This is a genomic window from Arthrobacter sp. (assembly GCF_048266065.1).
Lineage (GTDB): Bacteria > Actinomycetota > Actinomycetes > Actinomycetales > Micrococcaceae > Arthrobacter_H.
The window spans coordinates 1-18,661 of the sequence record NZ_JBLXAH010000006.1 but is presented as its reverse complement, the minus strand read 5'-3'; the positions used below and the strand labels follow the sequence as shown (position 1 = coordinate 18,661).

Here is an 18,661-nt window from a genome sequence, read left to right as displayed (position 1 = left end):
GCTCAGCCTTGGCCGGCCTTGTACCCGACGCCACGGACGGTGAGGACCACCTCGGGGTTTTCCGGATCGGTTTCGACCTTGGAGCGCAACCGCTGCACGTGGACGTTGACCAGGCGCGTGTCGGCTGCATGGCGGTAGCCCCACACCTGCTCGAGCAGCAGCTCGCGGGTGAAGACCTGCCAGGGTTTCCGCGCCAGGGCGACCAGCAGGTCGAATTCCAACGGGGTCAGGGAGATCAGTTCGCCACCGCGCGTCACCGCGTGGCCGGCCACGTCGATCACCAGGTCGGCGATCTTCAGGGTCTCGGGTGCGTGCTTCTCCCCGGGCCGCAGCCGGGCACGGACGCGGGCGATGAGCTCGGCCGGCTTGAACGGCTTGGGCACGTAGTCGTCGGCCCCCGATTCCAGGCCGCGCACCACATCGGCTGTGTCCGACTTGGCGGTGAGCATCACGATGGGGATGTCGGCCTCGGCCCGGATGAGCCGGCAGACCTCGATCCCGTCCATGCCCGGGAGCATCAGGTCCAGCAGGACCAGATCGGGTTTGACCTCACGGAAGGTGTCCAGCGCCTGGGCGCCGTCGTAGCAGAAGACCGGATCGAAGTCGTCGTTGCGCAGCACGATGCCGATCATCTCGGCCAGCGCCTCGTCGTCGTCGACCACCAATACTCGGGCCTTCATGGCACCCCTTTTCCGATCATGCGTTGCGCCGGTGTCTTTCAGTCCTGCAGTCCACTATAGGGGGAACCGGTGCGCCGACCGGCTGCGGCGCACCGCATCCAGCTAGGCTGGTTGGACTGATACGCGATGCGAGGGGCACCACCGTCATGACCGAGGACCCAACCACCCCGGACCGCCACCGGGACCCCGACGCCACCGACGGCGCGGAGCCGGGCAGCGGACGGGATGAACCGACCCCCACCGGGCACCCCGGGCGGGACTTCGCGCCCCCGGTCCCCCCGGGCTTCCAGACGCCATCGCCCCAGGCATGGGGCGGTACCCCGGTGCCCCCGGCGCAGGGGTGGGCTCCCCCGCCCCCGAACGCGTGGGGCCAGCCGCCGGCCCCCGGTGGCCCGACCCCCGGCGGCCCCGCACCCGGCGGCCCGACCCAGGGGTGGGGCTGGGCTCCCCCGCCCAAACCCGGCGTCGTGCCCTTGCGGCCGCTGGGCATCGGCGACCTGCTCGATGGCTCCTTCCAGGCGATCCGGCGCAATGCCGGGGCCACGCTCGGGCTCCCGGTGATGGTCCAGCTGTTCGTGGGAGTGGTGACCGCGCTGGTGACCCTTCCGTTGTTCTCCGTGGTGGGCACCCCGGACGTGCTCGAGGGCGCCGACCCCGATTTCAATGCACTGACCGGCTCGCTGCTCACCCTCGTCGGGGGCAGCCTGCTGGCCACCTTGGTCTCGGTGTTCCTGCTGGTCATCGTCCAGGGGGCGATCACCATTCCGGTGCTGCGGGCCGTGCTCAACCGCAAGACCCGGTTCGGCCAGGCGCTGCGGATCCTGCGCCCGTCCATCGGCCGGCTGCTGCTCGTGGCCCTGCTGTACCTGGCGGCGGGGCTGGCCGGGCTGCTGGTCTGCGCGGGCATCGTGACGGTCGTCGCACTGAATTCCAGTGCCGGCGTCGCCTTCACCACGGCGGCCATCGTGCTGGTCGTGGCGGTGCCGACCGCCGTGTGGATCAGCGTCCGGATCACCTTCACCGCGCACGCCGTCGTCGCGGAGAACCTGGGCGTGCGCCGCGCCCTGGCCCGCTCCTTCACCCTGGTGAAGTCCTCCTGGTGGCGCTGCTTCGGCATCCTGCTGCTGACCGGCATCATCGTCGGCGTCGTCACCAGCCTGATCACCTCCCCGCTGAGCATGGCCGGGGGGATGATCGGCGGTTTCATGTCGCCCGAGGACCCCGGCGCGCTGGTGGACTTCCTGGTGAAGTTCAGCTTCATCACCACCATCCTGACGGCGGTGGCCACGGGCCTGGGCTTCGCCTACCAGTGCGCGGTGACGACCCTGCTGTACACGGACCTGAGGATCCGCCGCGACGGCTTCGACCTGGAGCTGCTGCGCGAATTCGACGCCGGCATCGACGCCCCGCTGCCCGGGATGGCCGGCGGGATCCGCCCGGGGCACGACGCCGGTTCCCCCGGAGTGCGCTGATCGCATGCCCATCCCCGTCCCCGCCCTGCTGAACGCGCTGCCCAACGCCGCGGCCAGCGCCGCGGTCTACGACCCGGATCGCGACACCGCCACCCGCGACCTGGCCCGCGAACTGGCCCGGCGCGAATACGCGCAGGCACTGCCGAACCCGGTCCTTGAGTTCCTGGCATCGCTCTGGTCGGATTTCTTGGCCTGGGTGGATTCGCTGAACTCCCTGGCCCCGAACCTGGGGTGGCTGGTGGTGGCGGCCGCGCTGGCTGCAGTCATCGCCGTCGTCGTGTTGTTCGTCAGGCCACGCCTGCGCCGCCGGGCCGGCGCCGCAACACAGCCGGAGGGCGCGCCCGTGGGCCTGGACGCCGCGCTCGATGCCGCCGCCTACCGGTTGCGGGCCGAACGTGCCCTGCTGTCCGCCGACCACTCCACGGCTGTCCTGCAACGTTTCAGGGCCCTGGTCGCCCGGGCCGAGGAGCGCACGCTGCTGGACCCGCAGCCGGGACGCACCGCCACGGAGGTCGCCCTGGCCCTGGCCGTGCCCTTCGGCGGTGAGGCGCCGCAGCTGCGCCGGGCCGCCGCCTTGTTCAACGCGGTGCATTACGGCCACCACGAACCCACCGCCTCCGACGCCCGCTGGATCGCGGAATTCGAGGACCGCCTCGCCACGGCAGCCCCCACGGCGCACCAGCACGACGCGACGCTGGCGGTGCCCCGATGACGCAACCGATGCCGCAGTTGCGCGACGGCGAACGGCTGCAGGTGGCCCCCGCCCCGGCCGGCGCCGCGTGCACGTGGCGGCGCCGCTGGCGGGCTGCCCGGTTGTGGGTGGCCATCGCCGGGCTGGCCGGCCTCGCGGCGCTCTACTTTGCGCTGGCCCAGGGGGCCGACGACGGCCGCGCGCTGAGCCCGCGCAATCCGGAGCCCGCCGGCGGCCAGGCGGTCGCCCGGGTGCTGGAGGCGAACGGGGTCACCGTGCGTACGCCGGAGGACCTCGACGCCGCGCTGGCGGACCTGGCGGCGTCCGGCGGGAACGCCACGTTGCTGCTGCACGACCCGCAGGCCTACCTGGACCGCGGCCAGCTCCAGGACCTGGCGCGGGCGTCGGGGCACACAGTGCTCGTGGCCCCGGGAGGCACCGAGTTGCGTGCCTTCGCCCCCGGCATCCACCCTGCCGGCGTCGTGCCCGACGATGCCGCCTCCCCCGTGGAGGCGCACTGCACGGTCCCCGCGGCGGCGGCGACCCGCACGGCCGCAGCCGGCGGGAAGATGTACCGGGCGGCCACCGGCTGCTTCGGGTACCGCACATCCGCCGGAGAGGCGTACGGCTACGCCGTCGAGGGCACGACGACGGTGATCGGCAACCCCGACTACCTCGCCAACGGCCACGTCCTGGAGGCAGACCACGCCCCGTTGGCGCTGCGCACCCTCGGCGCCGAACCCACCCTCGTCTGGTACCAGCCGACCATCGCCGACCACGTCTCCACCGGCCCCGCGGCGAGCCCGTTCGAACTGCTCCCGCCCTGGGTGTCCCCCGCCCTGGGCTGGCTGATGGTCGTCGGGATCCTCGCCATCTGCTGGCGGGCCCGCCGCGACGGGCCACTGGTCCCCGAGCCCCTTCCCGTCGTCGTGCCCGCGTCCGAAACGGCGGAGGGCAGGGCCCGGTTGTACCGCGACGCCCACGCGGTCCACGCCGCGGTGGCCGCGTTGCGTTCTGCCTCGTTGGGCCGGCTGGCCTCCCATCTGCGGCTGGGGCACGGCACCAGTGCCGACTCCATCGTCGCCACCGCCGCCCGGGAATCGGGTCTTCCCGCCCAACGGCTGCGGCGCCTCTACTTCCCGGACCGGGTGGCCACCGAGGCCGCCCTGGTGACCTGGGCCCAGGAACTGCACACCGTCGAAAAGGAGATCGGTATCCCGTGAGCGAACAAGTCAAAGAGGCCGACACGGTCCGCCAGGCACTGCTGGATGTGCGCCATGAGGTGTCCAAGGCGGTCGTGGGCCAGGACGCAACGGTCACCGGGCTGCTCATCGCCCTGCTCGCCCAGGGCCATGTGCTGCTCGAGGGGGTGCCCGGTGTCGCGAAGACCCTGATGGTCCGTAGCCTCTCGGCGGCCCTGGCACTGGACACCAAGCGGGTGCAGTTCACCCCCGACCTGATGCCCGGGGATGTGACCGGCTCCCTGGTCTACGACACGGGCACCGCCGACTTCAGCTTCCGCGAGGGCCCGGTGTTCACGAACATCCTCCTCGCCGATGAGATCAACCGGACGCCCCCGAAGACGCAGGCCTCGCTGCTCGAGGCCATGGAGGAAGGCCAGGTCAGCGTCGACGGGGTGTCCCGCCCGCTGCCCCAGCCCTTCATCGTCGCCGCCACGCAGAACCCGGTGGAGTACGAGGGCACGTACCCGTTGCCCGAGGCGCAGCTGGACCGCTTCCTGCTGAAGCTGACCATGGACCTGCCGGGGCGCGACGACGAGATCGAGATCATCCGCCGCCACGGTGCCGGATTCGATCCGCGCGACCTCGCCGCGGCAGGTGTCACGGCGGTGGCCGGGACCGCCGACCTGGAGGCCGCACGTGCAGCGGTCGCCGCTGTCACGCTCTCCCCCGAGGTGATCGGCTACATCGTGGACATCGTCCGGACCACGCGGACGGCACCGAGCTTCCAGCTGGGCGTCTCCCCCCGGGGGGCGACGGCCCTGTTGAACACCGCACGGGCCTGGGCCTGGCTGTCCGGGCGCGACTTCGTGGCACCGGATGACGTCAAGGTCCTCACCCTGCCCTGCCTGCGCCACCGGGTCTCGTTGCGCCCGGAGGCCCAGATGGACGGGGTGGGCGCCGACGACGTGCTCCAGTCCATCCTGGCCACCGTGCCGGTCCCCCGCTAACCGGCCATGGCACTGCACCGTCGCTTCATCTGGCTGGCCCTGGCCGGGCTGGTTCCCGTCGTGCTCTGGCCCGGCGGCTGGTCCATCGCCGTGACGTTGCTGGTGCTGGCCGCCGCCGCCGGGTTCGATGTGGCCCTGGCCGCGTCCCCGCGCCGGGTGGCGATCGAACGGGCGATCCCGCGCAGCGTCCGGCTCGGCGAACCGGCCACGGCCCACCTGTACCTGCGCAACACCGGGGCCGGTCGGCTGCGCGGCAGCGTCCGCGATGGCTGGCAGCCCTCGGCCGGGGCCACCGGCACCCGGTTCGGGATCGACCTGCCGGCCGGGGAACGGCGTGGCCAGGCGATCGGCCTGCTGCCGGTGCGGCGCGGGGACCTGGCCGTGCACCACACCACGATCCGGTCCATCGGCCCCCTGGGCCTGGCCTCCCGCCAGCTCACCCATGCCAGCGACGGTTCGGTGCGGGTGCTGCCTCCCTTCCACGCCAAACGGCATCTGCCCTCCAAGCTCCAGCGCCTGCGCGAACTCGATGGCCGGGCGGCGATCCAGGTGCGGGGGGCGGGAACCGAGTTCGACTCGCTGCGCGACTACGTGCGCGGTGACGACGTGCGTTCCATCGATTGGCGGGCCACGGCCCGGCGGCAGAACGTGGTGGTGCGCACCTGGCGCCCGGAACGCGATCGCCGGGTGGTGATCGTGCTGGACACCTCACGCACCTCGGCGGCGAGGATCGCCGACGAGCCACGGCTGGACACCGGGATCGAGGCCTCGCTGCTGCTGGCCGTGCTCGCCGAACGCGGCGGGGACCGGGTCGACTTCCTGGCCTACGACCGCCGGGCCCGGGCCCGCGTGGAATCGGGATCGCGCACCGTGCTGCTGACCCAACTGGTCGAGGCCATGGCACCGCTGGAACCCGAACTGATCGAGGCCGACTTCTCGGGGCTTCCGGCCCAGGTGCGGGCGATCACCGCGCACCGTTCGCTGCTGGTGTTGCTGACCGCCTTGGATTCGGGGGCCGTCGAGGAGGGGCTGCTGCCCATCCTGCCCTCGTTGGCCGCCCAGCATGTGGTGGTCATCGCCGCAGTGCGGGACCCGGAACTGGACGGGCTGAGAACCGATGTCTCCGACACCGCTGCCGTGTACCGGGCGGCCGCCGCGGCGCGGACGCTGCAGCAGCGCGAGGCGCTGAAGGACCAGTTGCGGGCCGTCGGTGCCGAGGTGGTCGACGCGGCCCCGCTGGAACTGCCGCCGCTGCTGGCCGATACCTACATCCGGCTCAAGGCCACCGGACGGCTCTGAGGTACTGCCACCGGGATCAGTGGGAGCCGAGGAACTGCAGGACCCGGGCCAACAGCGCATCGGTGGCACCGGCGTCGTACTGGGGTGTGGAGGAATCGGCGAAGAAGTGCGCGTCGCCCGGGTAGAGGAACATCTCCCCCTGGTCCGCCTGGCCGATGAGTTCGCGGGCTGCGTCGATATCGCCCGAACCGACGAATTCGGGGTCTTCCTCGCTCGCGTGGATCTGCACCGGGACCCCGCCGGGCCAGCTGGGCGAGAACTCGGTGACCGGGACGCAGGAGGCGATGAACAGGGCGCCGGCGGCACCGGGTCGGGTCTGGGCGAGCTGCTGGGCCGGGAGCACCCCCAGCGAGTACCCGGCGTACACCAGCTCGTTGCCGAGCCCGTCGACGGCCCGGACGCCACGCTCGATGACCTCCCCGAAGCCGATCTCGGTGGAGGCATGCTGGACGCCCGCCTCGAGGGTGTCGAAGGTGCGGCCCTCGAACAGGTCGGGGGTGTGCACCGTGTGCCCGCCGGCGCGCAACAGCTCGGCGAACTCCCCGATCCCGTCGGTGAGCCCGAGCACGTGGTGGAATAGGACGACGTCGGCCATGATGTTCTCCCTCGGTTCCTGTGTGGTCTGCCGGCGGGCCGGTGGGCCCCGTCCCAGAATGGTGGAAATCGTGCCCCACGACAAGACCGGCGCTCCTCCCACGGCGGCACCGGCACGCCGGGAGCTGGACTACGGGGCGACGGCCCGCCGTCCCGGATTCGGGGCGTTGCCCGCTGCGGTCCACCGGACGATCACCGGGTGGGCGGGGGGCCGCATCGACGCCGTCAGGATCGCCGGGGGCGGCTTCACCCACGGTTTCGCGGCGCTCATCGAGGGACCCCGGCCCCTCTTCGTGAAGGCCATCGCCGTCGATGACCCGTTCATCGCCCCCGCCTATGCCCGGGAGGTGGAGGTCCTCGGGGCCCTGCCGCCCGGGATGGCGGTCCCGGCACTGCTCGAGAACGCGGTCGTCGACGGGTGGCGGGTCTTCGCCACGACGCCGGTCATCGGCCGCATGCCCGGCGCACCGTGGACCCTGGCCGACGCCCGGGCAGTGCATGACGCGGCCCTGCTGGCCACTACGGTCCTGGCCCCGGTCGCGCCGGAAACGCTCGGTATCCGTGGCACCCTGGCCGGTGAATGGACGGGGCTCCTGGCCGATCTGGACGGCGGGAACACCGTGCTCGGTCCGGGCCGGCGCCCGGGCTTCCTGCCCGGCTGGTTCCGCACGGCCGACGGTGACCGGCTGGCCGCGTGGATCCTCGAGGCCGCCTCCCGGGCACCCGCCGCACTGATCGGGACGACTCCGCTGAACAACGACCTGCGCGCCGACAATGTCGTCATCGCCGGGCACGCGCTGGGCGGCTTCCCCGCGGGAACCGCCTGGATCTGCGACTGGAACTTCCTCACCCTCGGCCCGGCCTGGACCGATTGGGTGGTCCAGTGGCCCGCGCTGCACGGGGACGGCCTGCCGTTGGACCGGATCGCCGGCTGGGACCTGACGGCCCGGGTGGATGACGCGGATCTGGATGCCTGGCTGGCGGCGGTCTTCATCTACTACGCAGCCGCCGGCGCACGGGATCCGCTCGCCACCAGCCCGGATCTGCGCCGTCACCAGCAACTCTGCGCCCGCCAGGCGGTGGACCTGCTAGAACTCCGGGCCTGAAGACTGGGGTAGGCCGGCGGATGACCCGCGCGTGTATTTGAACCCCACATGTGAACCAACGAAACCCAGGCGTTCATAGAAGCGATGGGCATCCCCGCGCGCCGCATCCGAGGTCAGTTGGATCAGTTCGGCCCCCGTGGCCGGGGCCGCCACCTCAATCACCCACCGCATCAGGGCCGTGCCGATGCCTGCCGAGCGCAGATCGGCGTCGACGTGGACCGCCTCCACCTGCAGCCGGACACTGCCCCGTCGGGCCAGGCAGGGGATGCGCGTGAGCTGGAACGTCGCGACCTGTTGCCCCGCGGCATCGTCCAGGACAAGCAGGTCATTGTTCCGATCCGCCAGGATCCCTGCCAGGGCTGCCACATAGCGCGGCCGATCGACCCCCTGTGCGCCGTCGCCCTTGGACGCACTGATCGGATCGGCGGCGAGCAGTGCCATCAGCGATTCGACGTCGTCCGGCACCGCGCGGCGCAACTGCCAGGGTTCGCCCGGGAGATCGAGTGCCCGGGGAAGGGCAAGGTCGGCGATCATGTGCGGCCTCCGTTTCGGTGGGGTTCTCGCTAGCCGCCGACGCGCAGCTGGTCCAGGGCGTCGGCGGTCTGGGTGAGGCGGTGCAGGGTGCGGCGGACCGCCTCCGGGGTGCCGCGTTCCAGTCCCGGGGCCGGCAGGAGCGTGAGCGCACCCAACTGGGCGTCGGGTACGCCGATCATCTGCCAGGGCCGGTGGATGCGCTGTACCGCTTCCGTGACACCGGGCAGGTCAACGCCCGGGGCGAGGGCTTCGACCCAGAGGTCCCCGCCCTGGTCGACGAGTTCGGCCATCCGCTCCCACGCGCCCACGTCGGCGTTGAAGGGGAGCATGACCGTGTCGAATCCGGCGGCCAGCGCGTCGCCGACGAGCTCACGCCAGGTGGTGCCGCCGGTGGTCCTGGTGGAGGGGAATCCCGTGCCGGGGCGCAGCACGACGGTTTCGGCCCCTGCGTCGCGCAGACCCCGGACCAGACCGGCCCACTGACCGGTGGCCTCGTGCCGTGGGAGGGCGCGCAGGCTCTGGTAGCCGCTCGCGGTGGGGATGGTGCCGCCGAGGACCCCGGCGCTGTCACCGTCCTCGACGACGACGCTCAGCGGTGCGGAGCCGGTGGCCCGTTGGACGTGGCGCAGGTGCCCCGCCGCCCCGTCCGCGAGGGACTCGGCGAGATCCCGGCGCGCACCGGCGTCGGAGAGGACCTTCTCACCGTGGTGCAGGGAGACGGCAGCCGCCAGCGACAAGGGACCGAGCAGCTGCAGCTTCAGCGCCCCCGCCGGCACACCAGCTTCGCCGATGACATCGGCCAGGACGCCGACATCGCTGGAGAGGGCGGAGACCGCCCGCCGGTGGTCGGCGCCGGGCCGGTCGACCAGACGCCATCCATGGGGCTGGACGTCGGCGTAGAGCTCGGTCAGCAGGCCCACGGTGCGGCCTACGGCATCGGAGCCGACACCGCGATCGGGCAGCTGCACCAGGTGGGGAAGGTGTGGCTGTCCCAGTTCCCCGCGGACGATGCGGTTCGCCTCCGGCGCATCGGTTCCCGGCAGCGGGCCCTGGCCGGTGACGCGGACACCGCTCAGCGTGCGTCGCCTCCCCCGGGCAGGCGCGAGGCGGAGATCGCCTGGTGGTGGCGGATGACCTCATCGATGACGAAGTTCAGGAACTTCTCGGCGAACGCCGGGTCCAGATGGGCCTCGGCGGCCAAGCGGCGCAGCCGGGCGATCTGCGCCGTTTCCCGACTCGGATCGGCCGGGGGCAGCTGGTGTTCGGCCTTGAGGTGGCCGACCTTCTGCGTGGCCTTGAACCGTTCGGCGAGCAGATAGATCAGTGTGGCGTCGATGTTGTCGATGCTGCCACGGACATCCAGGAGTTCGTTCATGACGGCTGGGTCGACGCTCCCGGCCAGGGAGGATGCGGCGGGGTCGTAATCCTCGTCCACGGGGGGCTGGGGGTCCGGCTCGTTGCTCATGTTTCCATCCTACGGGTGGGTATGGTGCCAGGTGGCGGTGTTACGCGGTGTGGGTATTCCGCCGGGGCAGCTTCCACAGCAGGAGACCGGCCAGCACGATCGGCAGGATCCATCCGGTCCATCCCAGCGGGGCGACGACGAGCATGTCCAGGTCGGTGGTCGCCGCGAAGACCAGGAACAACCCGGCCGCCGCGTTCAAGGCGCCGTGGGCCAGGGCGGCCGGCCACACGCTGTTCGAGGCCAGGCGCAGCCACGCCAGAACGGCTCCGAAACTGACGGTGAAGCCCACCATCGCAGCAAGTCCCAGCCAGCCCGGAACCCCCGGGTAGTTGTAGCCCAGCAGGATCAGCGGGGCGTGCCACAACCCCCAGATGACTCCGGAGATAAGCCCGGTGGCTGTCCTGCCCAGCGGTTCGAGCCGGGACACCAGCCACCCACGCCACCCGATCTCCTCCCCCAGGGCGGGCACGAGGTTGATGAACGAACCGATCAGGACATTGAACAGCTGCCCGACCACGAGCAGCCAGGCGGGCAGGGCGTTGAGTTGGGCCGCGGCCTGGGGCGCCTGTTGGGCCATGATGGAGCGCAGGGCCGTCAGCTGCGCGAAATCCGCTGGGTAGAGGCCCACGGCGGCACCGAGCAGCAATCCTCCCAGCACCAACAGGATCGGCAGCAGCAGGCCGGCGGCGAGGAACGCAATGAACGGCCCGACGGGTTTCAGCGGCCACAGCCCCAGGCTGCGGGCGATCCCCGGCCCGCCGGGACGGTTCGCCGGTTTTTCGGCAAACCGGGTCACCAGCACCGCTGCGACGGTGGGGGTGAGCATCATCACCAGGGCGTACACGGTGAACAGCGGGTCCCCGAGGCCCCGGCCACCCAACCACAGCGGCAACGCCACCAGCCAGGCCAGCGCATAGGCCAGGACCACGTACCAGATGATCGGACGAAGACGCAGGGACGACATGGAGCGGAGACCTCGATCTGTGCGGGACAGGGCACGTCCACCCTATCGGTGCCGACGGACGGGGACGCCCCATGGCCTACAGTTGGAGGGCCATGATGAGTAGAAGAGACGCCGCAATTGCCCTGGACATCCCCCTGGAAATGGCGACCAGGCACGGGATCCCCTCCCGCATGTCGGAGACGGAATTCGCCGGGCTGCAAGCCGATCCACCCGCGTGGCTCGTCCAGTCACGCGCCAACCGCCAGGGCAAGCGCCCGGTGTGGGTCCATTTGACGTGCACGGTCTGCGGCCGGTCAGAGGCCGCCCGCCCCAAGAAGTGGTGGCCGGACTTCGACTTCGTCTTCTGTGACTCCCACTCCCCGCGCGAGTTGCCTGCAGTTCCCGCCGGGCGCGTCCGCTGCGAATACGAGCAGGTCGCCGGACGCCTCACCGGCGTGGTCGACGAGGCCGGAAGCTAGAACCGGCAGCCGCCAGGGGGCGCGGACGTCAGGACACGCTGGCCGGGTCCCAGGCCAGGCTGCGGGCCGTGTCGATCGTGGCCTGCCCGAGCACGCGGGTGCCCTGGTAGATGACCATGGTCTGTCCCGGTGAGACACCCTGCAACGGGTCGGAGACGTCGACGACGAGTTCGCGCGTGGCGACGCCGTCCTCCCCGGTGGCTTCCTCGAGCCAGGCGGTGGCGGGCACCGGATCCGCGTGGGCACGGACCTGCACCATGCATTCGAAGCGTTCCCCGGCCAGTGCCTGGGCCAGCGGCTGCCCGGCCCAGCTGACCTTGATCCCGCGCAGGCGGTCCACCGCGAGCAGGTCCTTGGGCCCGACGACCACCTGGTTTTCCTTGGGACGGATTTCCAGGACGAACCGCGGCTTGCCGTCGGCGGCGGGGCGGCCGATCTTCAGGCCCTTGCGCTGGCCGACGGTGAAGGCGTTGGCACCCGGGTGGCTGCCGACCGAATTGCCCTCATGGTCCAGGATCTCGCCCTCGGAGAGTTCGATGCGCTCCTCGAGCCAGCCACGGGTGTCGCCGTCGGGGATGAAGCAGATGTCGTGGCTGTCGGGCTTCTTCGCCACCGACAACCCGCGCCGTTCGGCCTCAGCGCGCACTTCGGCCTTGGAGGGGGTGTCGGCCAGCGGGAAGAGCGAATGGGACAGCTGTTCCCCGGTGAGCACGCCGAGCACATAGGACTGGTCCTTGGCCCAGTCGGCGGCCCGGTGCAGCTCGGGGTTGCCGTCCTCGTCGGTGGTGACCTTGGCGTAGTGTCCGGTGCACACGGCGTCGAAGCCCAGGGCCAGCGCCTTTTCCAACAGTGCAGCGAACTTGATGCGCTCGTTGCAGCGCATGCAGGGGTTGGGGGTGCGCCCTGCGGCGTATTCGGCGATGAAGTCATCGACGACGTCTTCCTTGAAGCGTTCGGAGAAGTCCCAGACGTAATAGGGGATGCCGAGCTTGTCGCAGGCACGCCAGGCGTCGTTGGAGTCCTCGACGGTGCAGCAGCCACGGCTGCCGGTGCGCAGGGTCCCGGGCATGCGCGACAGCGCCAGGTGCACGCCCACGACGTCGTGCCCGGCATCCACGGCCCGTGCCGCCGCCACCGCGGAGTCGACCCCGCCGCTCATTGCTGCCAATACCCTCATACCGATAATCCCGTTCCTGCCGTTTGGATCCTGCTTTTCCTGGCGGCCATTCCTGCCTGTTTCGCGCGTGCATGCGCCTCGGGCAGGGCGGCCACCAACGTCTCAACGTCTGCGGCGGTCGTCGTATGCCCGATCGTGAACCGTTGGGCCCCGCGGGCCGCCTCCTCGTCATGGCCCATGGCGAGCAGCACGTGGCTGGGACGCGGGACCCCCGCCGTGCAGGCGGAACCGGTCGAGGACTGGACCCCGAGCATGTCCAGCACGAACAGCAGCGAGTCCCCCTCGCAGCCGGGGAAGGTGAAGTGCGCGTTGCCGGGCAGCCGCAGCCCCGCGTGCGAGGGATCCTCGACACCCGAGAGCAGGGCGTCGGGCACCGCGGCGCGGACCCCGGCGATGAGCCGGTCCCGCAGGACGGCGAGCCTCTCGGCTTCCTGGCCCAGCGTGGCGGCGCCGTCTTCAGCGGCCGCCGCGAAGGCAGCAGCCGCCGCGGTGTTCAGGGTCCCGGAGCGCAGGGCGCGTTCGTGTCCGCCGCCATGTTGGACGGCGGTCAGCACGATGTCTCGGCGCACCAGCAGCGCGCCGATGCCCACCGGGCCGCCGATCTTGTGGCCGCTGATCGCCAGGGTGGCGAGCCCGGAGTCCCTGAAGGACACGGGGACGGCGGTGAAGGCCTGCACGGCGTCGGAATGCACGGGGATGCCGTGGGCGGCAGCCAGGGCCACCGCCTCGGCAACCGGCTGGACGGTGCCGACCTCGTTGTTGGCCCACATCAGCGTGGCCAGGGCGATGGAGGACGGGTCGCGGGCCACTTCTGCGGCGAACTGGTCCAGCCGGATCCGCCCGGTCGGGTCCACGTCGATCCAGGTGATCTCGGCACCTTCGTGGGCTGCCAGCCACTCGACGGTGTCCAGCACCGCGTGGTGTTCGATGGTGCTGCACAGAATACGACGGCGGCCCGGCGCCCCGGCCGTGCGGGCCCAGTACAGGCCCTTGATCGCCAGGTTGTCGGATTCGGTGCCGCCGGAGGTGAAGATGACCTCGGAGGAATGGGCGCCGACGGCTGCGGCGAGCCGTTCACGGGATTCCTCCACCACGCGGTGGGCACGACGGCCTGCACCGTGCAGGGACGAGGGGTTCCCGGTACGGCTCAATTCCTGGGTCATCGCGGCGAGTGCCGACGCCGACATCGGCGTGGTCGCCGCGTGATCGAAATACACGGGCTGGGTGGTGGACACCGGACGATTCTACCGCCGGCACCCCGCAAATCAGTACCCGTCGATCTCCGGGGCGGGGTTGATCCGGTCACCATTGACGCCCAGATCGGTGGCCAGGTCCACCGCCAGGGCCTCGATCCGCGGGTCCTGGACCACCTCGCGGATCAACTCCGCCGGACCGCCGATGATGGTGGAGTCCTCGTACAGCTCGGTGGAGAACATCCATGAGCGGTCCGCTCCCCAGGCCAGGTTCGGCGCCTGGCGTTCGGCGAAACCGTCGCCGGACTTCCACACCGGGGACGCCACGTCCTGCAGGCTGCCGGAGAAGACGTGGTATCCGCGGTAGCCCTCCGGCCCCAGGGCCAGGCGTTCGCCGTCGAGCACCGCGTCGCTGAAGGCCGGCCGCTTGAGCTGTTCGCGCAGGAGCCGCTCGCGTTCGGCCGCCTCGGGATTCCCGGTGGGCTCGGCTGTGGTGAGCACCTCCACGGCCTCTCCGCCGCGGATGAACGCGTAGCCGTCCCAGAGGGCCAGATACGCGGCGCCGGTGGCGTGGTGGGAGATGATGTCGGCCACGGCCGCCAGGTCGGCGGCCGGCAGCCCCTCACCCCTCGGAGGTTCGCCGTCCCACGCGTCCTCGGCCCAGGGCATGCCCGTGTCGTCGATCCCCGACACGGCGGCGAACTGGGCGCCGGCGTGGAGCACCGTCCCCCGCGCAGCAGCGATGTCCGACCAGCGGATGGGGTGGCCATCCTCGTCGGCCGCCGGGTGGAAGATCCGTGCGTAGGCGGGGAATCCCGCGGGGATCTGTGCGGCCACGGTCGAGACCGGGGGCCGTTGGGAAAGGATCCCGGCGAGCGCGTCGGCGATCCACTGTCCGGGTGCTGCCCCGGCGAACGTCATGGCCATGCCCTCCAGCCTACAAGCCGGGATGCTGGTAGAACTGAGGGAGCCACCCCGAGGAGCGTGAACCCGTGAGCCTGTATCTGCCCGAGCTCATCCACCCTGTCCACCGTTTCGCCCACCGGACCATCGACTTCTCCCGGGAAGTTGCCGTGATGGCCATCATCAACCGGACACCTGACAGCTTTTACGACGCCGGTGCGACCTTCGCGCTCGACGCTGCGGTCAACGCAGCACTGCACGCCGTGGAGGACGGGGCCGCCTGGCTGGACATCGGCGGCGTGCCCTTCGCACCGGGGCCGGAGCTGCCCTGGCAGGAGGAGGCGGAGCGGGTGGTCCCCGTCATCCGGGCCATCCGCCGGCAGACCGACGCCGTCATCTCGGCCGACACCTTCCAGCCACGGGTCGCCGCGGCGGCGATCGACGCCGGGGCGGACGTCATCAATGACACCACCGGCATCAGCCACCCCGAGGTGGCCCGGGTGGTGGCCGACGCGGGGGTGCACCTGGTCATCACGCATTCGCTCGCCCGGCCGCGGACCGTCTACCCGCGCCCGGCCTACACGGACGTCGTCGCCGACGTGGCTGCCTTCCTGCAGGAAAAGGTGGAGCTGGCCCGGGGGCTGGGCATCGATGACTCGAAGCTCATCATCGATCCCGGACACGACCTGAACAAGAACACGATGCACACCCTGGAGATCACGCGCCGGCTCGACGAGATCGCCGCGCTGGGCTACCCGGTGCTCGCCGCAGTCTCGAACAAGGACTTCATCGGCGAGACCCTGGACCGGCCGAAGGCGGGGCGCCTGTCCGGTTCCCTGGCCGCCGCGACCATGTGCCTGATGAACGGCGCCCGGATCCTGCGCATGCACCAGGTCGCCGAATCGGTGGAGACCGCCCACCTGTTCGAGGCAGTGGCCGGCTGGCGCGCACCGGCCTACCTGCGGCACAACATGGGCGATGCCAACGAGCCGGCCCACGCCGCCAGGGGCTAGGTTGGTTGCATGGTCCAGCAATTGATCCCCACCCGTTCCGACGCCGTCGCCACCGGCCTGACCGATGAGCAGCTGCTGGCGGCCTACGCCCCCGCCCCGGGGCCCGACCCGTTCGTGCGGTTCAACTTCGTTTCCTCCGCCGATGGAGCCGCGACGTCGAATGGCACGTCGGGTCCACTGGGCACCGCGGCCGACCAGCGCATCTTCGCCCTGCTGCGCCGCCATGCCGACGTCATCCTCGTCGGGGCCGGGACCATCCGCGCCGAGGGGTACGCCGGGGAACTGCTCGATCACCAGGCGCAGGAGTGGCGCCGGGCCCGCGGGCTACCCGGCCACCCGGGCATCGCCGTCGTCTCGGGGTCCCTGGATCTGGACCCCGCCTCTGACTTCTTCACCGCCTCCCCCGTTCCGGTTCTGGTCCTGACCACCGCGGCGGCCGATGCATCGCGTCGCAGCGCCCTGGAATCCGTCGCCGACGTCGTCACGGCGGGCCAGGACGACGTCGATCCCGGACTGGTCGTGGAGCTGCTGGCCGGACGGGGCCACCGGATGGTGCATTCGGAGGGCGGACCGACGCTGTTTGCCTCGTTCCAGCGCGCCGACCGCGTGGACAGCCTGTGCCTGACGACCAGCCCGGTGCTCGTCGGCGGCGGGGAGCGGCGGATCGCCGTCGGCGAAGCCGGTGGGCTCCGCCCCCTCGACCTGGCAGTGCTGCTGGAGGAGGATGGCGCCCTGTTCGCCGAGTACCGGCGCGGGAGCGGCGTCCGGGACAGTTCCTCCAGCTAGGGTGGACCCGCAGCGGAACCCCCGGTCGGCGCCGTTCGTTCGAAGATGAGGAAAACACACCAGGCGCCACCCGGCGCCCACTGAAAGGCCAGGCGTGTCCGCGGCAAGAACCCATTACGAGGTCCTCGGCGTCACCCGTGATGCCACGGTGGCCGAGGTGAAGGCCGCCTACCGGCGTGCCGCCCGCCAGACCCACCCCGACCAGGGCGGCGACGCCGCCCAGTTCCGCCTCGTGTCCCTGGCGTACCAGACCCTCGTGGATCCGACGGCGCGGGCCACGTATGACCGCAGCTACGGAACCGCCTCCGCCTACCGCCCCGCAGCAGGGGACACCGCCGACGACGCCGGAACCAGGACGCGGGCCGATCCGCCAGGCGGGCGGCGCCCGACGGCGACGGACCCGCTGCGCTACGTCCCGCCGTTTTCCCCCACCACGCCACCGGCCCTCGAGCAGGCGGTGGCGGCCCGCCAGATCCACGGTGCTCCGCGCAAACGCGGATTCTTCACCTCGCAATCACGGCTGGCGCGCGAGGCGCGGACGGTGCGCCTGCTCTCCGGCAAGGTACTCCCCCATCTTCCCGCAGCCCGCCTGGTCAATGGCCTGCATTCGCCTCTGGAGCGCGGTTTCATCGACCACGCGGTGCTGGGCGGATATCGGCTCTGCCTGGTCGGCTCCATGCTGTTGCCGCGCGGGTTCTACCGCTGGGATGGGGACGCGCTGCTGCGTGATGGAAAGCATCTGGAGCCACCGCGCATGGCGGGGATGGTCCGCGGCATGCAGGAGGCCTTCCCGGAATTGAACGTCACCGGCTGGACGGTCATCCACTCCGGCGATGACAACCTGCACGAACCGGTCATCGACTACGCCCGGGGTGCGGATCCGGCCTCCGGCACGACAGTCAACGTGGTCAATGCCGCCAACCTGGTGCGCGAACTCAAGATGTTCCTGGGCACCGGTCCCACCCCGAACGTGGTGGACGTGCCCGTCCTGGCCCGGTTGCTGGGCGGCATGTACTGACCGTCCACCGGCGGGGACCTGCCGGGCATAGGATCTAACGGTGTTCCGCATACTTTTCCTGAACCCCGAGATCCCCGGCAATACCGGAAATGCCATTCGCCTGGCGGCCGTCACCGGCGCCGAGCTGCATCTGGTGGAGCCGTTGGGCTTCGACTTCACCGATGCCAAGCTCAAACGCGCCGGCTTGGACTACCACGACCTCGCCGTCGTCCAGGTCCATGCCGACCTGCAGGCCGCGTGGGAGGTGCTGGCCCCGGATCGCGTCTTCGCCTACACCGCCGAGGGCGACGTCACCTACACGGACATCGACTACCGGCCCTCGGATGTGCTGCTGTTCGGCCGCGAATCGGTGGGCCTGCCGGCCGAGGTGAAGGCCGACCCGCATGTCACGGCCCGCGTCCGCTTGCCGATGCTGCCCTCGCGGCGTTCCCTGAACCTGGCCAATTCGGCGTCGATCGTGCTGTACGAGGCCTGGCGGCAGCAGGGATTCACAGGCGCCTGATCGACCGGCCGGGCCAAGTCCTCCACGTCCGGGTGACCGGCCTGCCCTAAGCTGGATGGTGGGGGAAAAAGCCACACCACCAGCCAGGGATGAGGACCATGCACCACAGAGAGCCCGAGGATTTCCGCTACGGGACACCCGAGGACGCCCAGGATGACCTGGGGCTGGAACTGGTCGACGACGTCGCCCAGCACACGTCCACCCGCCGCAGCGCGCCGGTCAAGAAGTGGATGCTGGTTGCCGGCGCCGCCCTGGTGGTCGTGATCGGCATCGTGGCCCTGGTCCTGGCGCTCATGCCCCGCGACGTGGCAGGCGAGGTCAAATCCGCGCCCGACGTCACCGAGAAGACGATCGCGGTCGACGGTGGCGGCGACGCGGTCCTGCGCCTGTCCCAGTCCCTGGACGCCGGCTCGTTGACGCTCACCAACCTCTCCGGTGCGCCGCAGGGCCAGACCTACCAGGTGTGGGTCGAGGCCACCGGCGGTGGTTCGGCCAGTTCGCTGGAGGTGCTCGATCCGTCCGACACCCAGGCCACCGTCGGCTTCAAGGGCCTGAAGGACAGCGGGTGCGGCCAGGTGACCACCGAGCCCGAGGGAGGTTCGACCGAACCCGGCG

At 71.1% G+C, this 18,661-nt stretch carries 21 protein-coding genes; 12 read left to right on the top strand and 9 right to left on the bottom strand.

Annotation, left to right across the window (positions count from 1 at the left end; translation table 11 throughout):
* Positions 1-2 precede the first annotated feature (2 nt).
* Positions 3-680 carry an MtrAB system response regulator MtrA gene (gene mtrA / locus ACN0TP_RS10930; RefSeq protein WP_417218898.1) on the bottom strand — a complete coding sequence of 226 codons (678 nt, stop codon included), beginning with the start codon at positions 678-680 and terminating at the stop codon, positions 3-5.
* Between the two features lie 146 nt (positions 681-826).
* Here mtrA and ACN0TP_RS10925 point away from each other — a divergent pair, with 146 nt between their 5' ends.
* Genes ACN0TP_RS10925 through ACN0TP_RS10905 form a run of 5 tightly spaced genes read left to right on the top strand, consistent with a single transcriptional unit; the run spans position 827 to position 6,333 of the window.
* Positions 827-2,152, top strand: a complete 1,326-nt coding sequence (locus tag ACN0TP_RS10925; RefSeq protein ID WP_417218897.1) for a glycerophosphoryl diester phosphodiesterase membrane domain-containing protein — start codon at positions 827-829, stop codon at positions 2,150-2,152.
* A 4-nt stretch (positions 2,153-2,156) separates the two neighbouring features.
* Positions 2,157-2,864 carry a DUF4129 domain-containing protein gene (locus ACN0TP_RS10920; RefSeq protein WP_417218896.1) on the top strand — a complete coding sequence of 236 codons (708 nt, stop codon included), beginning with the start codon at positions 2,157-2,159 and terminating at the stop codon, positions 2,862-2,864.
* A complete protein-coding gene (locus ACN0TP_RS10915) occupies positions 2,861-4,066 on the top strand; it encodes a DUF4350 domain-containing protein (RefSeq protein ID WP_417218895.1) in 1,206 nt (401 codons plus the stop codon). The genes ACN0TP_RS10920 and ACN0TP_RS10915 overlap by 4 nt, the downstream gene beginning before the upstream one ends.
* Positions 4,063-5,034, top strand: a complete 972-nt coding sequence (locus ACN0TP_RS10910) for an AAA family ATPase (RefSeq protein WP_417218894.1) — start codon at positions 4,063-4,065, stop codon at positions 5,032-5,034. Before ACN0TP_RS10915 ends, ACN0TP_RS10910 begins: the two co-directional genes overlap by 4 nt.
* A 6-nt stretch (positions 5,035-5,040) precedes the next feature.
* Entirely contained in the window at positions 5,041-6,333 is a 1,293-nt protein-coding gene (locus tag ACN0TP_RS10905) for a DUF58 domain-containing protein (protein WP_417218893.1), read from the top strand.
* A gap of 16 nt (positions 6,334-6,349) precedes the next feature.
* On the opposite strand, the gene ACN0TP_RS10900 is transcribed toward ACN0TP_RS10905, so the two are convergent.
* A complete protein-coding gene (locus ACN0TP_RS10900) occupies positions 6,350-6,928 on the bottom strand; it encodes a dienelactone hydrolase family protein (protein WP_417218892.1) in 579 nt (192 codons plus the stop codon).
* Between the two features lie 70 nt (positions 6,929-6,998).
* Between ACN0TP_RS10900 and ACN0TP_RS10895 the strand changes: the two genes are divergently transcribed.
* Positions 6,999-8,033 (top strand): hypothetical protein, encoded by a 1,035-nt coding sequence (locus ACN0TP_RS10895; protein WP_417218891.1) that lies wholly within the window; start codon positions 6,999-7,001, stop codon positions 8,031-8,033.
* On the opposite strand, the gene ACN0TP_RS10890 is transcribed toward ACN0TP_RS10895, so the two are convergent.
* The 4 genes from ACN0TP_RS10890 to ACN0TP_RS10875 form a co-directional block, all read right to left on the bottom strand.
* Complete coding sequence (locus ACN0TP_RS10890; protein ID WP_417218890.1) at positions 8,016-8,567, bottom strand: GNAT family N-acetyltransferase; 552 nt, start codon at positions 8,565-8,567, stop codon at positions 8,016-8,018. The two genes, ACN0TP_RS10895 and ACN0TP_RS10890, sit on opposite strands and share 18 nt — an antisense overlap.
* Positions 8,568-8,596: 29 nt before the next feature.
* Positions 8,597-9,535 (bottom strand): hypothetical protein, encoded by a 939-nt coding sequence (locus ACN0TP_RS10885; RefSeq protein WP_417218888.1) that lies wholly within the window; start codon positions 9,533-9,535, stop codon positions 8,597-8,599.
* 104 nt (positions 9,536-9,639) lie between these two features.
* Complete coding sequence (locus ACN0TP_RS10880; RefSeq protein WP_417218887.1) at positions 9,640-10,032, bottom strand: chorismate mutase; 393 nt, start codon at positions 10,030-10,032, stop codon at positions 9,640-9,642.
* Between the two features lie 40 nt (positions 10,033-10,072).
* Positions 10,073-10,996 (bottom strand): CPBP family intramembrane glutamic endopeptidase, encoded by a 924-nt coding sequence (locus tag ACN0TP_RS10875; protein ID WP_417218886.1) that lies wholly within the window; start codon positions 10,994-10,996, stop codon positions 10,073-10,075.
* 92 nt (positions 10,997-11,088) lie between these two features.
* Here ACN0TP_RS10875 and ACN0TP_RS10870 point away from each other — a divergent pair, with 92 nt between their 5' ends.
* Positions 11,089-11,454, top strand: coding sequence for a hypothetical protein (locus tag ACN0TP_RS10870; RefSeq protein ID WP_417218884.1), 366 nt, complete (start codon positions 11,089-11,091; stop codon positions 11,452-11,454).
* A gap of 28 nt (positions 11,455-11,482) precedes the next feature.
* Here the strand turns inward: ACN0TP_RS10870 and mnmA are convergent, their stop codons facing one another.
* Genes mnmA through ACN0TP_RS10855 form a run of 3 tightly spaced genes read right to left on the bottom strand, consistent with a single transcriptional unit; the run spans position 11,483 to position 14,751 of the window.
* Positions 11,483-12,631: a tRNA 2-thiouridine(34) synthase MnmA gene (gene mnmA / locus ACN0TP_RS10865; RefSeq protein WP_417218883.1), complete on the bottom strand. Its 1,149-nt coding sequence runs from the start codon at positions 12,629-12,631 to the stop codon at positions 11,483-11,485.
* Positions 12,628-13,866, bottom strand: coding sequence for a cysteine desulfurase family protein (locus tag ACN0TP_RS10860; RefSeq protein WP_417218881.1), 1,239 nt, complete (start codon positions 13,864-13,866; stop codon positions 12,628-12,630). Before ACN0TP_RS10860 ends, mnmA begins: the two co-directional genes overlap by 4 nt.
* Positions 13,867-13,896: 30 nt before the next feature.
* A complete protein-coding gene (locus ACN0TP_RS10855; RefSeq protein ID WP_417218880.1) occupies positions 13,897-14,751 on the bottom strand; it encodes a hypothetical protein in 855 nt (284 codons plus the stop codon).
* 65 nt (positions 14,752-14,816) lie between these two features.
* Between ACN0TP_RS10855 and folP the strand changes: the two genes are divergently transcribed.
* The 5 genes from folP to ACN0TP_RS10830 form a co-directional block, all read left to right on the top strand.
* Positions 14,817-15,740 (top strand): dihydropteroate synthase, encoded by a 924-nt coding sequence (gene folP / locus ACN0TP_RS10850; protein ID WP_417218879.1) that lies wholly within the window; start codon positions 14,817-14,819, stop codon positions 15,738-15,740.
* Between the two features lie 9 nt (positions 15,741-15,749).
* On the top strand, positions 15,750-16,526 hold the full coding sequence (locus tag ACN0TP_RS10845; RefSeq protein WP_417218878.1) for a pyrimidine reductase family protein: 777 nt from the start codon (positions 15,750-15,752) through the stop codon (positions 16,524-16,526).
* Positions 16,527-16,620: 94 nt separating this feature from the next.
* Positions 16,621-17,544, top strand: a complete 924-nt coding sequence (locus ACN0TP_RS10840) for a J domain-containing protein (RefSeq protein ID WP_417218876.1) — start codon at positions 16,621-16,623, stop codon at positions 17,542-17,544.
* 40 nt (positions 17,545-17,584) lie between these two features.
* A complete protein-coding gene (locus tag ACN0TP_RS10835; protein ID WP_417218875.1) occupies positions 17,585-18,046 on the top strand; it encodes a tRNA (cytidine(34)-2'-O)-methyltransferase in 462 nt (153 codons plus the stop codon).
* A gap of 98 nt (positions 18,047-18,144) precedes the next feature.
* On the top strand, positions 18,145-18,661 hold a 517-nt coding region (locus ACN0TP_RS10830; protein ID WP_417218873.1), incomplete at its 3' end, for an anti-sigma factor domain-containing protein.

Excerpts from the sequence above, each read along its gene's own strand:
- mtrA (WP_417218898.1), bottom strand. The coding sequence starts at position 680 with ATGAAGGCCCGAGTATTGGTGGTCGACGACGACGAGGCGCTGGCCGAG.
- ACN0TP_RS10925 (WP_417218897.1), top strand. The coding sequence starts at position 827 with ATGACCGAGGACCCAACCACCCCGGACCGCCACCGGGACCCCGACGCC.
- ACN0TP_RS10920 (WP_417218896.1), top strand. The coding sequence starts at position 2,157 with ATGCCCATCCCCGTCCCCGCCCTGCTGAACGCGCTGCCCAACGCCGCG.
- ACN0TP_RS10915 (WP_417218895.1), top strand. The coding sequence starts at position 2,861 with ATGACGCAACCGATGCCGCAGTTGCGCGACGGCGAACGGCTGCAGGTG.
- ACN0TP_RS10905 (WP_417218893.1), top strand. The coding sequence starts at position 5,041 with ATGGCACTGCACCGTCGCTTCATCTGGCTGGCCCTGGCCGGGCTGGTT.
- ACN0TP_RS10900 (WP_417218892.1), bottom strand. The coding sequence starts at position 6,928 with ATGGCCGACGTCGTCCTATTCCACCACGTGCTCGGGCTCACCGACGGG.
- ACN0TP_RS10890 (WP_417218890.1), bottom strand. The coding sequence starts at position 8,567 with ATGATCGCCGACCTTGCCCTTCCCCGGGCACTCGATCTCCCGGGCGAA.
- ACN0TP_RS10880 (WP_417218887.1), bottom strand. The coding sequence starts at position 10,032 with ATGAGCAACGAGCCGGACCCCCAGCCCCCCGTGGACGAGGATTACGAC.
- ACN0TP_RS10875 (WP_417218886.1), bottom strand. The coding sequence starts at position 10,996 with ATGTCGTCCCTGCGTCTTCGTCCGATCATCTGGTACGTGGTCCTGGCC.
- ACN0TP_RS10870 (WP_417218884.1), top strand. The coding sequence starts at position 11,089 with ATGATGAGTAGAAGAGACGCCGCAATTGCCCTGGACATCCCCCTGGAA.
- mnmA (WP_417218883.1), bottom strand. The coding sequence starts at position 12,631 with ATGAGGGTATTGGCAGCAATGAGCGGCGGGGTCGACTCCGCGGTGGCG.
- ACN0TP_RS10855 (WP_417218880.1), bottom strand. The coding sequence starts at position 14,751 with ATGGCCATGACGTTCGCCGGGGCAGCACCCGGACAGTGGATCGCCGAC.
- ACN0TP_RS10845 (WP_417218878.1), top strand. The coding sequence starts at position 15,750 with ATGGTCCAGCAATTGATCCCCACCCGTTCCGACGCCGTCGCCACCGGC.